Raw genomic sequence first — 15223 nt, forward strand, 5'->3', positions numbered from 1 at the left:
CGATTGATCTGTAGCAGCTGCCGAACTCAGGCTTCGCCAGCTGCTACAGACTGTTTACAGGGCAGGCAAATCGCTTACTTGTGTTCGCCAATCACGTGCCACATTTTCATCATGCCGTCGCCTTTCATGTCTCCCGGCTTGCTGTCCATTTTGTAGGTGTACATTGGCTTACCGTCGTAAGTCCATTGCATCGTGCCGTCGTCACGCTTGATCGGCTTCCATTCACCCATGGGCTTGGCATCCATCGGAGCCATCATCGGCGGCCAGTTCTTCGCACACTCACCCATGCACATCGACTTGCCGTCCTTGTCCTTGTCAAAGGTATACAAGGTCATACCCTTCTGATCGACCATCATGCCGCCTTTCATCATGGCGGGTTCTGCCGCAAAGGCCAGGGACGGCAGCGTTAACGCAGCCGTGACCAGCAGGACCTTCCAGGATTTAGCAATGTGATTCATGGAAACCTTCCTTTTGTGGTTGTCAGGATTCGGAATTAGAGCTTAGTTCAGGATCGCGACAATCGCAGGCCGGCTAAAATACTGTCACACGACTGCAATAATTCCGTTATCTAATGCGGCGCAAGACAGTTAAATGACAAGAGGATTAAGGCATGGTTGGCAGGAGCATTCTGATCGTCGACGACGAAGCGCCCATTCGCGAAATGATCGCCGTTGCGTTGGAAATGGCCGGCTATGACTGCCTGGAGGCGGAGAACTCACAGCAGGCCCATGCCATTATCGTCGACCGCAAACCGGACCTGATTCTGCTCGACTGGATGCTGCCCGGCACTTCCGGCATCGAGTTGGCCCGCCGCCTCAAGCGCGACGAACTGACCGGGGATATCCCGATCATCATGCTCACCGCCAAGGGCGAAGAGGACAACAAGATCCAGGGCCTGGAAGTCGGCGCCGACGACTACATCACCAAACCGTTTTCCCCCCGCGAACTGGTGGCCCGCCTCAAAGCCGTGCTGCGTCGCGCCGGCCCGACCGATGGCGAAGCGCCGATCGAAGTCGGCGGCCTGCTGCTGGACCCGATCAGCCACCGCGTGACCATCGACGGCAAACCTGCCGAGATGGGCCCGACCGAGTACCGTTTGCTGCAATTCTTCATGACCCACCAGGAACGCGCCTACACCCGCGGCCAGTTGCTGGATCAGGTCTGGGGCGGCAATGTCTACGTCGAAGAGCGCACTGTCGACGTGCACATCCGTCGCCTGCGCAAAGCCCTCGGCGATGCTTACGAAAATCTGGTACAAACCGTGCGCGGCACCGGCTACCGGTTTTCCACCAAGGCCTGAACAGACCGCCAGCCTCGCTGACAAGGACGCATATTTTCCGTGAACCAAAACTGGCATGGCACCCTGATTCGCCACATGCTGTTGCTGGTCACCGCCTGCCTGGTGATCGGCCTGATTTCCGGCTACTACGGCTGGAGTCTCGCCGTGGGCCTGGGGGTTTACCTGGCCTGGACCCTCAAACAGCTGCTGCGCCTGCACGAATGGCTGCGCCTGCACCAACCCGATGAAGCACCGCCCGACGGCTATGGCCTGTGGGGCGAAGTGTTCGACAGCATCTATCACCTGCAACGCCGCGACCAACGGGTACGCGGGCGCCTGCAAGCGGTGATCGACCGGGTCCAGGAATCCACTGCCGCGCTGAAAGACGCAGTGATCATGCTCGACAGCGACGGCAACCTTGAGTGGTGGAACCGCGCCGCCGAAACCCTGCTCGGCCTCAAGACTCCTCAGGACAGCGGCCAGCCGGTGACCAACCTGGTGCGCCATCCGCGTTTCAAGGAATACTTCGAGCAGGACAACTACGCCGAACCATTGGAGATTCCGTCGCCGATCAACGATCGCCTGCGCATTCAGCTGTACATCACCCGCTACGGCAACAACGAGCACTTGATGCTGGTGCGCGACGTGACGCGTATCCATCAGCTGGAGCAGATGCGCAAAGACTTCATCGCCAACGTGTCCCACGAGCTGCGCACCCCCCTGACGGTGATTTGCGGCTACCTGGAAACCCTGCTCGATAACGTCGAGGACGTGAATCCGCGCTGGACCCGTGCCCTGCAGCAAATGCAGCAGCAAGGCGGGCGCATGCAGACCTTGCTTAACGATTTGCTGCTGCTGGCCAAACTGGAAGCCACCGATTACCCATCGGACAACCAACCAGTGTCCATCGATAGCCTGCTGCAATCGATAAAGAGCGACGCCCAACAGCTGTCGGGTCAGAAAAATCAGCGCATCACCCTGGAAGCCGACCCGACGATTCTGCTCAAGGGCAGTGAAGCCGAACTGCGCAGTGCGTTTTCCAATCTGGTGTTCAACGCGGTGAAATACACCCCGGCCGAGGGCAATATCCGCATTCGCTGGTGGGGCGACGAGCAAGGTGCACACCTGAGCGTGCAGGATTCGGGAATCGGCATCGACAGCAAACACCTGCCGCGCCTGACCGAACGCTTCTACCGCGTCGATTCCAGCCGCAATTCCAACACCGGCGGCACCGGGCTGGGGCTGGCCATCGTCAAGCACGTGTTGCTGCGCCACCGGGCACGCATGGAAATCAGCAGTGTGCCGGGGCATGGCAGCACGTTTACCTGCCATTTCGCGCCGGCCCAGGTCACCAAATCCCGCGTGATCAGCGCCGCGGACTGATACCGACTAGCACTCGCCACTAGGCAATCGATCAGTCTGCCGCTACATTGGCTGACTTGTGCCTGCCCTTCAGGCACTGCATTTTCCCCTTTTTTGAATACACGGAACCCGCAAAACTCCATCATGGACCCTTCCCCTGGCTTGACCCTCGCAACAATATTCGCCGACTTCGGCATGATTCTTTTTGCTCTGATCCTGGTTTTGCTCAACGGCTTTTTCGTTGCGGCAGAGTTTGCCATGGTCAAACTGCGCTCGACCCGGGTCGAAGCCATCGCTGAACAGCACGGCTGGCGCGGGCACATCCTGCGCACCGTACACAGTCAGCTCGATGCTTACCTGTCAGCGTGCCAATTGGGTATCACCCTCGCCTCTCTGGGTCTGGGCTGGGTCGGCGAACCGGCGTTCGCGCACCTCCTGGAGCCTGTGCTGAGTGCCGTGGGTGTAGATTCCGCTGAGGTGGTCAAGGCGGTTTCGTTCTTCACGGCGTTCTTCATCATTTCGTACCTGCACATCGTGGTCGGTGAGCTGGCACCAAAATCCTGGGCCATCCGCAAACCCGAGTTGCTGTCGCTGTGGACGGCGGTGCCGCTGTACTTGTTCTACTGGGCCATGTACCCGGCCATCTACCTGCTCAACGCCAGCGCCAACCAGATCCTGCGCATCGCCGGGCAAGGTGAGCCCGGCCCGCACCACGAGCACCATTACAGCCGCGAAGAACTGAAACTGATCCTGCACTCCAGCCGTGGCCAGGACCCAAGCGACCAAGGCATGCGCGTACTGGCCTCGGCGGTGGAAATGGGCGAGCTGGAAGTGGTCGACTGGGCCAACTCCCGGGAAGACCTGGTCACCCTCGAGTTCAACGCTCCGCTCAAGGAAATCCTGGCGTTGTTCCGTCGCCACAAGTTCAGCCGCTACCCGGTGTACGACAGCGAGCGCAAGGAGTTCGTCGGCCTGCTGCACATCAAGGATCTGCTGCTGGAACTGGCCGCCCTTGATCACATTCCCGAGTCGTTCAACCTCGCCGAACTGACCCGACCACTGGAGCGCGTATCGCGGCACATGCCGCTGTCGCAACTGCTGGAGCAGTTCCGCAAGGGCGGCTCGCACTTCGCCTTGGTCGAGGAAGCCGACGGCAACATCATCGGCTACCTGACCATGGAAGACGTGCTGGAAGTGCTGGTGGGCGACATTCAGGACGAACACCGCAAGGCTGAACGCGGGATCCTCGCGTATCAGCCGGGCAAGTTGCTGGTGCGGGGTGATACGCCGCTGTTCAAGGTGGAACGCCTGCTGGGCATCGACCTGGACCACATCGAAGCCGAAACCCTCGCCGGGCTGGTCTACGAAACCCTGAAACGGGTGCCGGAAGAGGAAGAAGTGCTGGAAGTCGAAGGTTTGCGGATCATCATCAAAAAGATGAAAGGGCCGAAGATCATATTGGCCAAGGTGTTGATGCTGGACTGAGCCACGCCCTTGTAGGAGCCGGCTTGCTGGCGATCAGGAGCGCTGCGGTGTCTCTGTTATACCGCGTTATCGTTCATCGCCAGCAAGCCGGCTCCTACTGCCCAACGCAAAGTTGGGCAACGCCCCCACCGGTTGATTGAACTGGTACGGAATCGACACCAGGCCCAACCCGGTATTGCGCTGCACCACGAAGTGCAGGTGCGGGCCGCTGCTGTTGCCGGTGTTGCCCGACAGCGCCAGCGCACTGCCCACCACTACCCGCTGACCTTCCCGTACGCAGACCGAACCTTTCTTGAGGTGCAGGTACACGCCCATGGTCCCGTCATCGTGCAACACCCGCACGAAATTGCCCGATGGATCGTTGCCGCGCCCGGTCTGGCCATTCTCGGTTTTCACCACCACCCCGCCGCGCGCCGCGATGATCGGCGTGCCTTCGGGCATGGCGATATCCATCGCGTAACGGTTCTTCGGTCCGTAGTGGCTGTATTGGCCATTGGGGCCCTGGGTCAGCCGAAACGGACCGCCACGCCAGGGCAACGGATATCGATAGGCCATGGCAGCCCCTGAGGGGTCGCCCAGGAAATATGCGAACCTTGGGTTATACACGATCGGCCTTCCGGCCTTCGTCGGCGTGAGCAGGGCCAGACGAAGGTTACTGCGCGCCGGCATCACCCGCCGGATCGGTCGGCTCGGCGCTCCGCTGACGTTCTGCAGTCTGTCGAAACTCAGCTCGATCTCGACCGGCGCATACAGGTCGTTGCGCACGAACACGCTGTCCATGCCATTCAGCCTCTTGATGTCGAGGTACACCTGCCGCTCAAGGTGTTCGACCATTCGGTCGCGAAAAACGAACACCTTCGCGCCTTTGGTGGGGCGGTCGCTGTAAGAGACCACGCCACTGGTATCAGTGGACTTATAGATCGTCATGGCCACAGCCGAGGTGGAGGCCATGAAAAGACCACAGAAAAACAGCAGGCGCGCGAGCATGGGCAAAATTCTGTTGAGTAGGCCTGGGAAGGAGCCTAGCAGCAGAAATGGACCTGCGTAGTCGACAGATGTTTCAAATGATCATTCCCACGCTCTGCCTGGGAATGCAGCACGGGACGCTCTGCGTCCCATCCGAAGCGGACGCGGAGCGTCCGGGGAGGTATTCCCACGCAGAGCGTGGGAACGATCAGCGGTACACGTTACGCACCCGGTACGAAGTGCTTCTGCGCGGTGCCACGGGCGATCAGGCGGGAGATGTAGTCGAGCTTCTGTGCATCCTGGTCGACAAAGCGGAACGTCAGTTGCAGCCACTCGCTGTCCGGCTTCGGCTCGTGGGCGACGATGGCGTGCAAGTAGCCGTTAAGACGGGCAGTTTCGGCATTGTCGCCCTGCTCCAGGTCGAGTACGGCGTTGTCGAGGACTTGCGGCAAGGTGTCAGTGCGTTTCACCACCAGCAGCGCTTCCTTGATGCTCAAGGCCTTGATCACGCATTGCTGTGTGCCGCTCGACAGACGCAGTTGGCCTTGGCCACGACCGCCAGCTGATGCGGAGGCAGGCGCCTTGACCGGTGGATTGTTGAGCAGGCCGCGAGACGGCGCCGCAGCCGGGGCTGGCGCGGCGGCGGCAGGTTTGGCAAACGGGTTGACCGCTGCAGCCGAGGGTGCGACTACCGCCGCTTTGCCACCGGTCAATGCGCTCAGGGAATCGTTGCCGAACGCCGAGTTCATTTTGGTCGGCGCGCTGTTCATCAAGGTATCGAGCTTGCCGACCTTGTTCAGGGCCTGCTTGACCTTGGTCAACAGCTGCTCGTTGGTGAATGGCTTGCTGACGTAGCCGGAAACCCCGGCCTGGATCGCCTGGACCACGTTTTCTTTATCGCCACGGCTGGTCACCATCACGAACGGCATGGCCTTGAGGTTGTCCTGCTCACGGCACCAGGTCAGCAACTCCAGACCGGACATTTCCGGCATTTCCCAGTCGCACAGAACCAGGTCGAACGCTTCCTTGGCCAGCATGGCCTGGGCCTTTTTACCGTTGACTGCATCTTCGGTCCGGATCCCCGGGAAGTAGTTGCGCAGGCACTTTTTTACCAGGTCACGAATGAACGACGCATCGTCCACGACCAACACACTGATCTTGCTCATCCAACACCCCTTTAAAAATCCCGGCAAGCATAACGCTGGCTGATGGCACTTTGCCAAAACTCTTCAGTCACGCCGGGACTTTTCGTTCGCGGGTGCTGCTTTTCAATTCGGCTTTTCAGTTCAAAAGCCACACAAACAAAAACGCCCGGCCAAGAGGCCGGGCGCTTTTTCTTGGGCAACCTTACTTATCGTCAGCTTTGTCCGGAACATTAGCGGTTTCGGCACTTGTGCCTTCCACTTCTTCCTTCATGCGCTTGAGGCCCAGGTGACGCACGTCGGTGCCGCGCACCAGGTAAATCACCAGTTCCGAGATATTGCGCGCGTGGTCGCCGATTCGCTCAAGGGAACGCAGCACCCAGATAATGCTCAAGACACGGGAGATAGAGCGTGGATCTTCCATCATGTAGGTGGCGAGTTCGCGCAGCGCGGTCTTGTATTCGCGGTCGATGATCTTGTCGTACTGCGCCACCGACAGCGCCAGGTCGGCGTCGAAACGGGCAAATGCGTCCAGGGCATCGCGAACCATGTTGCGCACCTGGTCGCCGATGTGGCGAACCTCGACATAACCGCGCGGCGCTTCGCCTTCTTCACACAACTGAATGGCGCGACGGGCGATCTTGGTGGCTTCGTCGCCGATACGCTCGAGGTCGATCACCGATTTTGAGATGCTGATGATCAGACGCAAGTCCGACGCCGCCGGCTGACGACGGGCCAGAATGCGCAGGCATTCTTCGTCGATATTGCGTTCCATCTGGTTGATCTGGTCGTCGACCTCGCGCACTTGCTGGGCCAGGCCGGAGTCGGCCTCGATCAGCGCGGTGACCGCGTCGTTGACCTGCTTCTCGACCAGCCCGCCCATGGCCAGGAGGTGGCTGCGCACTTCCTCGAGCTCAGCGTTGAACTGCTGGGAGATGTGATGGGTAAGGCCTTCTTTACTAATCATGTTGGCGTCCTTGGAGCGTCCGGTAAGGTGCGGTGGGCCGCAGCGTCAGTTCAGTGAGCAACAACAGCTTCCTAGCCGTAACGACCGGTGATGTAGTCTTCGGTCTGCTTCTTCGCCGGATTGGTGAACAGGGTGTCGGTGTCGCCGAACTCCACCAGTTTGCCCATATACATGAACGCCGTGTAGTCGGAAACCCGCGCGGCCTGTTGCATGTTGTGGGTCACGATAACAATGGTGAACTTGGATTTCAGTTCGTAGATCAGCTCTTCGACTTTCAGCGTGGAGATCGGGTCGAGTGCCGAGCACGGTTCGTCGAGCAGCAGCACTTCCGGCTCCACGGCGATGGTGCGGGCAATCACCAGACGTTGCTGCTGACCACCGGACAGACCGAGTGCCGACTCGTGCAGACGATCCTTGACTTCATCCCACAGCGCCGCGCCTTTCAACGCCCACTCGACGGCTTCGTCGAGGATGCGCTTTTTGTTGATGCCCTGGATGCGCAAGCCGTAAACCACGTTTTCATAGATGGTTTTCGGGAACGGGTTGGGCTTCTGGAACACCATGCCGACGCGACGACGCAGCTCGGCCACGTCCTCGCCCTTGCGGTAGATGTTGTTGCCGTAGAGGTTGATCGCGCCTTCGACGCGGCAGCCATCCACCAGGTCGTTCATGCGGTTGAAAGTGCGCAACAGCGTGGACTTGCCACAGCCGGACGGGCCGATGAAGGCGGTCACGCGTTGTTTCGGGATGTTCATGCTGACGTCATACAGCGCTTGTTTGTCGCCGTAGAACAGGCTCAACCCCGGCACTTCGATGGCCACGGTTTCCTGCTCGAGACTCAGGCTCTGTTTGTCGCGGCCCAGGGCCGACATGTTGATGCCGTGAGTGTGTGCTTCGTGCTGCATGGGAGGCTCCCTGTGCTAACAAATTCGGTTCGGGGCCGCAGGCCAGGCCCGCGGTTACGCAATTCTTTGTAGGAGCCGGCTTGCTGGCGATGCAGACAACTCGGTCCCGCAGGCTCACCGCGGTGATGCCTTCGCCAGCAAGCCGGCTCCTACAGTTCGGTGTTGATTAGCTATCCAGCGCCTTGTACTTCTCGCGCAGGTGGTTACGGATATAAACGGCCGACAGGTTCAATGTCGCGATCACCAACACCAGCAGCAGCGCCGTGGCATACACCAGCGGCCGCGCGGCTTCTACGTTCGGGCTCTGGAAGCCGACGTCATAAATGTGGAAGCCCAGGTGCATGATCTTCTGGTCCAGGTGCAGGTACGGGTAGTTGCCATCCAGCGGCAGCGACGGTGCCAGTTTCACTACACCCACCAGCATCAGCGGCGCCACTTCACCGGCGGCGCGGGCCACGGCGAGGATCATGCCGGTCATCATTGCCGGGCTGGCCATCGGCAGCACGATCTTCCACAAGGTCTCGGCCTTGGTCGCGCCGAGGGCCAACGAGCCTTCGCGTACGGTGCGAGGAATCCGCGCCAGGCCTTCTTCGGTGGCCACGATCACCACCGGCACAGCCAGCAGGGCCAAGGTCAACGAAGCCCACAACAGACCCGGCGTACCGAAGGTCGGCGCCGGCAAGGCTTCGGGGAAGAACAACCGGTCGATCGAGCCGCCCAGTACATAAACGAAGAAGCCCAGGCCGAACACGCCGTAAACGATCGCCGGTACGCCCGCCAGGTTGTTCACCGCAATACGGATCACTCGGGTCAGGGTGTTCTGCTTGGCGTATTCACGCAGGTAGACCGCCGCCAGCACTCCGAACGGAGTGACGATCATCGCCATGATCAAGGTCATCATCACGGTGCCGAAAATCGCCGGGAAGATCCCGCCTTCGGTGTTGGCTTCGCGCGGGTCATCACTGAGGAATTCCCAGACCTTGCTGAAGTAGAAGCCCACCTTGGTAAAGGTGCTCATGGCGTTCGGCTGATAGGCGTGAACCACTTTGCCGATACCGATCTCGACCTCTTTACCGTTCGCGTCACGAGCCGTCAGGCTGTCACGGTTGAACTGCTTGTGCAGGTCGTTCAGACGCGCTTCGATTTCCTGATAACGGGCATTCAGCTCGGCGCGCTCAGACTCCAGGTCCGCCTGTGCGGTAGCGTCGAGACGGCCGGCCAATTCCAGCTTGCGACCGTGCAGACGAACACGTTCGAGACCGGCGTTGATCGCGCCGATGTCGGTTTTTTCCAAGCTCTTGAGCTGCCCAGCCAACTGGTTGACGCGATCGACACGGGCCTGCAACTCAGGCCATGCGGCTTCGCCTTCAGCGACGACCTTGCCGTCCTCTTTAACGTTGACCAGATAGCCGTAGAAGTTGCCCCACTCGCGACGCTCGATGGTCATCAGCTCTGGCGGGGTTTTCTGGTTGGTCAGCCACTCGCCGACAATCCAGGTGAAGTCCGTGCCGTTCAGATCACGGTTGCCGACCTTGATCAGCTCGCGAGTCATGAACTCCGGGCCCTGATCGGGCACCGGCAGGCCAGCGGTTTTCAGGCGCTCGCGTGGCACTTCTTCCTTCTGCACCACTTCGCCGATGACCAGGTGGTTGGCCTGGCCCGGCACGTCGTAATTGGCGTGGATCAGGTCCGCCGGCCAGAAGTGCCCCAGACCGCGCACGGCAATGACCGCCAGCAGGCCAATGGTCATGATGACCGCAATGGACACCGCGCCGCCGCTGATCCAGACGCCCGGGGCGCCGCTCTTGAACCATCCATTCAGGGAGTTCTGTTTCACAGACTTCTACCTTTGTTAAAGCGACGAGTATTTCTTGCGCAGACGCTGACGAATCAGTTCCGCGAGGGTGTTCATGATGAAGGTGAACAACAGCAGCACCAGCGCCGAGAGGAACAGCACGCGGTAGTGGCTGCCGCCGACTTCCGATTCGGGCATTTCCACCGCGACGTTGGCTGCCAGTGTGCGCAGGCCTTCGAACAGGTTCATTTCCATGACCGGGGTGTTACCGGTGGCCATCAGCACGATCATGGTTTCACCGACCGCACGGCCCATGCCGATCATCAGCGCCGAGAAGATGCCCGGGCTGGCGGTGAGGATCACCACGCGAGTCATGGTCTGCCACGGCGTGGCGCCAAGGGCCAGGGAACCGAGGGTCAGGCCGCGCGGCACGCTGAACACGGCGTCTTCGGCGATCGAGTAGATGTTCGGGATGACTGCAAAGCCCATGGCCAGGCCGACCACCAGAGCGTTGCGCTGGTCGTAGGTGATGCCCAGGTCGTGGGAGATCCACATACGCATGTCACCGCCGAAGAACCAGGCTTCCATGTACGGGCTCATGTACAGCGACAGCCAGCCCACGAACAGAATCACCGGAATCAGGATCGCGCTTTCCCAGCCGTCCGGCACTTTCAGGCGGATCGACTCAGGCAGGCGACTGAAGACGAAACCGGCCACCAGAATGCCGATCGGCAGGAGCATCAGCAGGCTGAAGATGCCCGGCAAATGCCCTTCTACATACGGTGCGAGGAACAGGCCGGCGAAGAAGCCGAGGATCACCGTCGGCATCGCTTCCATCAGTTCGATCACCGGTTTGACCTTGCGACGCATGCCCGGGGCCATGAAGTACGCGGTGTAGATCGCTGCGGCGACGGCCAGGGGCGCGGCCAGCAGCATGGCGTAGAACGCGGCTTTCAGGGTACCGAAGGTCAGCGGCGAGAGGCTCAGCTTGGGTTCGAAGTCGGTGTTGGCGGCAGTCGATTGCCAGACGTATTTAGGCTCGTCGTAGTTCTCGTACCAGACTTTGCTCCACAACGCGCTCCAGGAAACCTCCGGGTGCGGGTTGTCGAGCAGCAACGGTTGCAGCTTGCCGCCCTGCTCCACGATCACGCGGTTGGCCCGTGGCGACAGGCCGAACAGGCCTTGGCCGTCGACCACCTGATCCACCAGCAAAGTGCGGTGCGCGGTGCTGTGGAACACGCCGAGCTTGCCGGACGCATCAAGGGCAACGAAGCCTTTTCGACGTTCTTCGGCGGTGATTTCAACAATCGGCGCAGCGCCCATCTGGAAGGTGCGGATTTGCTTCAGGCGCAGTTCGCCATCGTGATCGCGAGCCATGAACCACTGGGCGAGACCGCCCTTGGAGTCGCCGAGGATCAGTGAGATACCACCCACCAGCTGGGTGCTGGCGGTAATCTCGGCATCGCCGTCTTCGAGCAATTTGTAGCGACCGTTGAGACTCTTGTCGCGCAGGCTGAAAACGTCAGCCTGAGCACGACCGTTGACCACGTACAGCCACTGCTGACGCGGGTCGACGAAGATGTTCTTCACTGGCTCGGTCATTTGCGGCAGGTCGATACGTTTCTGCTCGTTGGTGACTTCGCCGGTCATCATGTTTTCTTCGCTGGTCAGCGACATGACATGCAGTTGCGCACCAGTGGAGCCAGCCAGCAGCAGGGTCGAATCGGTGGCATTGAGGCTGACGTGCTCCAGAGCGCCGCCCGCCTCGTTCAGCACGATTGGCGTTTCGCCGTACGGGTATTCGATGGCCGGCGAGATGGTTTTCTTGCCGTCCGGGTAGCTGACTTTATAGGTGTGACGGAACACCAGCACCTGACCGTTGGACAACCCCACTGCGACCAATGGATGGCCGGGTTGATCTTCACCGATGGAGGTCACGCTGGTACCGGCCGGGATCGGCAGGTCGACACGGCGCAGTTCGGCGCCGCTATCGATATCAAAGAATAGCGCCTGGCCCTTGTCGGAAACCCGCATGGCCACCTGGTTCTGTTCTTCAAGGGAGATCATCAGCGGCTTGCCGGCGTCTTGCATCCAGGCGGGCGTGATGGCGTCTTTGGCGGTCAGATCAGCCCCCTGGAACAGCGGCGCGACAACATAACCGAGGAAGAAGAAGATCAGGGTGATCGCGCCCAGGACGGCGAGGCCGCCGACAAGCACATACCAACGGGTCAGGCGATCTTTCAGCGCACGAATACGGCGCTTGCGGTGCAGCTCAGGCGTATTGAAGTCAATTCGCTTGGGGGGATTTGTAGTCATGGTGGAATTGGCCAGATCATTCATGCGCACACCCTAGCGATCCTGTATGACAGAAAGATGACAATGCAGTGACGCAACAAATCCGCCGCCAGTGGAAACTGGCAGTGGATCGGAAATTTGGGGGCCGGTATTTACCGGCAATTGTAGGAGCGAGGCTTGCCCGCGAAGGGGTCGTTACATTCAACATCAATGTTGACCGACCCACCGCTTTCGCGGGCAAGCCTCGCTCCTACGCAGATCCGGGTTTACCCCGGACCTAGGGTTTTACTTTTTTGCGACTTCAGCGCCGCCTTCCGCCAGACCCAGGTCAGCCAGTGCTTTTGCAGCAACCTTGGCTGGCAGTGGGATGTAGCCGTCTTTCACTACAACTTCCTGGCCCTGCTTGGACAGAACCAGTTTCACGAACTCGGCTTCCAGCGGGGCCAGAGGCTTGTTCGGGGCCTTGTTGACATATACGTAGAGGAAACGCGACAGCGGGTATTTACCGTTCAGGGCGTTTTCTTCGCTGTCTTCGATGAAGTCAGTGCTGCCTTTCTTGGCCAGGGCCACGGTCTTCACGCTGGCGGTCTTGTAGCCGATGCCCGAGTAACCGATGCCGTTCAGCGAGGAGCTGATCGACTGCACGACCGAAGCCGAACCTGGTTGTTCGTTGACGTTTGGCTTGTAGTCGCCTTTGCACAGGGCTTCTTCTTTGAAGTAGCCATAAGTGCCGGATACCGAGTTACGGCCGAACAGTTGTACTGGCTTGTTGGCCAGGTCGCCGGTCACACCCAGGTCGCCCCAGGTTTTCACATCAGCTTTGGCACCGCACAGACGAGTCGAGGAGAAGATCGCGTCGACTTGTTCCATGGTCAGGTGCTGGATCGGGTTGTCTTTGTGTACGAAGACCGCCAGGGCGTCCACGGCCACCGGGATAGCGGTTGGCTTGTAGCCGTACTTCTGCTCGAAGGCCGCCAGTTCGGTGTCCTTCATCTTGCGGCTCATCGGGCCCAGGTTGGAGGTGCCTTCAGTCAGCGCAGGTGGCGCGGTGGCAGAGCCAGCGGCCTGAATCTGGATGTTTACGTTCGGGTATTCTTTTTTGTAGTTCTCAGCCCACAGGGTCATGAGGTTGGCCAGGGTATCGGAGCCGACGCTGGACAGGTTGCCCGACACACCAGTGGTCTTGGTGTAGCTCGGGATAGCAGGGTCAACAGCGGCAACCGCGTTGGCAGTCGCAACGCCAGCAGCGACAAAAGTCATTGCCGCCATCAAACGCTTCAGTTTCATGCCTTACTCCTAGCAGATAGGGTGTGTTAAGTCGGGGCCAAGTATCAGCAGGCCGTGTGAACACTCTATGGCTGAAATATGACAATTGGATGAAAGGCCAGTATTTGGATTTTTGAAGGGATATCGCGTCATCGTTCTTCGCGGGCAAGCCTCGTTCCTACAGGATCAGTGTCATTTCAAAACTGGCGCATGACCTGTAGGAGCGAGCGGTGCGGCGATCCGACTTGCCCGCGAAGGCATCGGTCGGCTTAGCGACCTTTCTTCCAGAGGTAACCACCCACCACAATCCCGACGCCGCAAATAATCGCCACGTAATACGCCGGCCCCATCGGGCTTTCCTTGAGCAGCAGGGTGACGACCATCGGGGTCAGGCCGCCGAAGATGGCGTAGGCCAGGTTGTAGGAGAACGACAGGCCGCTGAAGCGCACCACCGCCGGGAAGGCTTTGACCATCACATACGGCACTGCACCGATGGTGCCGACCAGCAAACCGGTCAGGGCATACATCGGGAACAGCCAGTCGGGATGATTGAACAGGCTGTGATAGAAGGTCCACGAGGTCAGCAGCAGCAACGCGCTACCGAACACGAACACCCGCCCGGCGCCAAAACGGTCAGCCAGTGCACCGGAGGCCACACAGCCCAGGCTCAGGAACACGATGGCCAGGCTGTTGGCCTGCAACGCGGTAGTCGGCGGGAAGTGGTAAACGGTCTGCAATACAGTCGGCGTCATGAGGATGACCACGATGATCCCGGCGGACAGCAACCAGGTCAGCAGCATGGAAATCAGAATCGCACCGCGATGGTCACGCAGCACAGCGCGCAGCGGCACTTCTTCGGCCAGGGCTTTACGCAATTGCAGTTCGGCAAACACCGGGGTTTCGTGCAGCCAGCGGCGCAGGTAGACCGAGAACAGGCCAAACACGCCGCCCAGCAGGAACGGGATCCGCCAGGCGTAATCGGCCACTTCCACCGGCGTATAGAGGCTGTTGATTGCCGTGGCGACCAACGAGCCCAAAAGAATGCCGGCAGTCAGACCGCTGGTCAGCGTGCCGCAGGCATAACCGATATGCCGTTGCGGTACGTGTTCGGAAACGAATACCCAGGCTCCCGGCACTTCTCCGCCAATCGCTGCGCCCTGGATCACCCGCATCAGCAGCAACAGGATCGGCGCCCACATGCCTATCTGCGCATAAGTCGGCAGCAAGCCCATGATCAGGGTCGGCACCGCCATCATGAAAATGCTCAGGGTGAACATCTTCTTGCGTCCCAGCAGGTCACCGAAGTGCGCCATGACGATGCCGCCCAGCGGCCTGGCCAGGTAACCGGCGGCGAAAATGCCGAACGTCTGCATCAGGCGCAGCCACTCGGGCATGTCGGCGGGGAAGAACAGTTTGCCGACCACTGTGGCGAAGAACACAAAGATGATGAAGTCGTAAAACTCCAGCGCACCGCCCAGGGCAGACAGCGACAATGTCTTGTAGTCGTTGCGGGTCAGCGGACGTGCAGGTTGGGCTGGTTGCGCGATGCTCGAGGGCGCTGTGGTCATGGCAAGGGCTTCTCTTATAGTCAGATCTGCAACCTCAACAACGCTGGCGGAGGCTTGGGCAGGTTCGGCACGATAGCAAATTGTTCGAAAAAGCACATAGAGGTGCGTATTTGACGGTCGAAATGAGAACCGGACGGTCGTCTCGAAGTCTATCGACCGATATACTCACAACGTTGCAACGGTTTGTAAGGGG

At 59.9% G+C, this 15223-nt stretch carries 12 protein-coding genes; 3 read left to right on the forward strand and 9 right to left on the reverse strand.

What is annotated here, in order from left to right:
- Nucleotides 1-74 precede the first annotated feature (74 nt).
- Nucleotides 75-458 (reverse strand): COG4315 family predicted lipoprotein, encoded by a 384-nt coding sequence (locus tag PGR6_RS28500; protein ID WP_018927397.1) that lies wholly within the window; start codon nucleotides 456-458, stop codon nucleotides 75-77.
- Between the two features lie 152 nt (nucleotides 459-610).
- Here PGR6_RS28500 and phoB point away from each other — a divergent pair, with 152 nt between their 5' ends.
- From phoB to PGR6_RS28515, 3 genes are all read left to right on the forward strand, one after another.
- Nucleotides 611-1300: a phosphate regulon transcriptional regulator PhoB gene (gene phoB, locus PGR6_RS28505; RefSeq protein ID WP_007896474.1), complete on the forward strand. Its 690-nt coding sequence runs from the start codon at nucleotides 611-613 to the stop codon at nucleotides 1298-1300.
- Between the two features lie 39 nt (nucleotides 1301-1339).
- Nucleotides 1340-2662, forward strand: coding sequence for a phosphate regulon sensor histidine kinase PhoR (gene phoR / locus PGR6_RS28510; protein WP_018927396.1), 1323 nt, complete (start codon nucleotides 1340-1342; stop codon nucleotides 2660-2662).
- Nucleotides 2663-2785: 123 nt separating this feature from the next.
- Nucleotides 2786-4126: a hemolysin family protein gene (locus PGR6_RS28515; RefSeq protein ID WP_018927395.1), complete on the forward strand. Its 1341-nt coding sequence runs from the start codon at nucleotides 2786-2788 to the stop codon at nucleotides 4124-4126.
- 66 nt (nucleotides 4127-4192) lie between these two features.
- On the opposite strand, the gene PGR6_RS28520 is transcribed toward PGR6_RS28515, so the two are convergent.
- The 8 genes from PGR6_RS28520 to PGR6_RS28555 form a co-directional block, all read right to left on the reverse strand.
- Nucleotides 4193-5113 (reverse strand): peptidoglycan DD-metalloendopeptidase family protein, encoded by a 921-nt coding sequence (locus PGR6_RS28520; protein WP_064621150.1) that lies wholly within the window; start codon nucleotides 5111-5113, stop codon nucleotides 4193-4195.
- A 200-nt stretch (nucleotides 5114-5313) separates the two neighbouring features.
- Nucleotides 5314-6258, reverse strand: coding sequence for a response regulator (locus PGR6_RS28525; protein WP_018927393.1), 945 nt, complete (start codon nucleotides 6256-6258; stop codon nucleotides 5314-5316).
- A 181-nt stretch (nucleotides 6259-6439) separates the two neighbouring features.
- Nucleotides 6440-7201, reverse strand: a complete 762-nt coding sequence (gene phoU / locus PGR6_RS28530) for a phosphate signaling complex protein PhoU (protein ID WP_007934507.1) — start codon at nucleotides 7199-7201, stop codon at nucleotides 6440-6442.
- A 71-nt stretch (nucleotides 7202-7272) separates the two neighbouring features.
- Nucleotides 7273-8106, reverse strand: coding sequence for a phosphate ABC transporter ATP-binding protein PstB (gene pstB / locus PGR6_RS28535; protein WP_008150054.1), 834 nt, complete (start codon nucleotides 8104-8106; stop codon nucleotides 7273-7275).
- A 166-nt stretch (nucleotides 8107-8272) separates the two neighbouring features.
- Nucleotides 8273-9943, reverse strand: a complete 1671-nt coding sequence (gene pstA / locus PGR6_RS28540) for a phosphate ABC transporter permease PstA (RefSeq protein ID WP_018927392.1) — start codon at nucleotides 9941-9943, stop codon at nucleotides 8273-8275.
- A gap of 15 nt (nucleotides 9944-9958) precedes the next feature.
- Entirely contained in the window at nucleotides 9959-11992 is a 2034-nt protein-coding gene (locus PGR6_RS28545; RefSeq protein WP_172901218.1) for an ABC transporter permease subunit, read from the reverse strand.
- Between the two features lie 489 nt (nucleotides 11993-12481).
- Nucleotides 12482-13483: a phosphate ABC transporter substrate-binding protein PstS gene (locus PGR6_RS28550; RefSeq protein WP_018927390.1), complete on the reverse strand. Its 1002-nt coding sequence runs from the start codon at nucleotides 13481-13483 to the stop codon at nucleotides 12482-12484.
- A gap of 248 nt (nucleotides 13484-13731) precedes the next feature.
- Nucleotides 13732-15030, reverse strand: a complete 1299-nt coding sequence (locus PGR6_RS28555; protein WP_018927389.1) for an MFS transporter — start codon at nucleotides 15028-15030, stop codon at nucleotides 13732-13734.
- Nucleotides 15031-15223 lie beyond the last annotated feature (193 nt).

The organism is Pseudomonas sp. GR 6-02, from assembly GCF_001655615.1.
Lineage (GTDB): Bacteria > Pseudomonadota > Gammaproteobacteria > Pseudomonadales > Pseudomonadaceae > Aquipseudomonas.

Bases quoted from the DNA above. Each gene is read 5' to 3' on its own strand.
- PGR6_RS28545 (WP_172901218.1), bottom strand. From the start codon at position 11,992: ATGCAAGACGCCGGCAAGCCGCTGATGATCTCCCTTGAAGAACAGAAC.
- PGR6_RS28515 (WP_018927395.1), top strand. From the start codon at position 2,786: ATGGACCCTTCCCCTGGCTTGACCCTCGCAACAATATTCGCCGACTTC.
- PGR6_RS28500 (WP_018927397.1), bottom strand. From the start codon at position 458: ATGAATCACATTGCTAAATCCTGGAAGGTCCTGCTGGTCACGGCTGCG.
- PGR6_RS28520 (WP_064621150.1), bottom strand. From the start codon at position 5,113: ATGCTCGCGCGCCTGCTGTTTTTCTGTGGTCTTTTCATGGCCTCCACC.
- phoU (WP_007934507.1), bottom strand. From the start codon at position 7,201: ATGATTAGTAAAGAAGGCCTTACCCATCACATCTCCCAGCAGTTCAAC.
- phoB (WP_007896474.1), top strand. From the start codon at position 611: ATGGTTGGCAGGAGCATTCTGATCGTCGACGACGAAGCGCCCATTCGC.
- PGR6_RS28555 (WP_018927389.1), bottom strand. From the start codon at position 15,030: ATGACCACAGCGCCCTCGAGCATCGCGCAACCAGCCCAACCTGCACGT.
- PGR6_RS28525 (WP_018927393.1), bottom strand. From the start codon at position 6,258: ATGAGCAAGATCAGTGTGTTGGTCGTGGACGATGCGTCGTTCATTCGT.
- PGR6_RS28550 (WP_018927390.1), bottom strand. From the start codon at position 13,483: ATGAAACTGAAGCGTTTGATGGCGGCAATGACTTTTGTCGCTGCTGGC.
- pstB (WP_008150054.1), bottom strand. From the start codon at position 8,106: ATGCAGCACGAAGCACACACTCACGGCATCAACATGTCGGCCCTGGGC.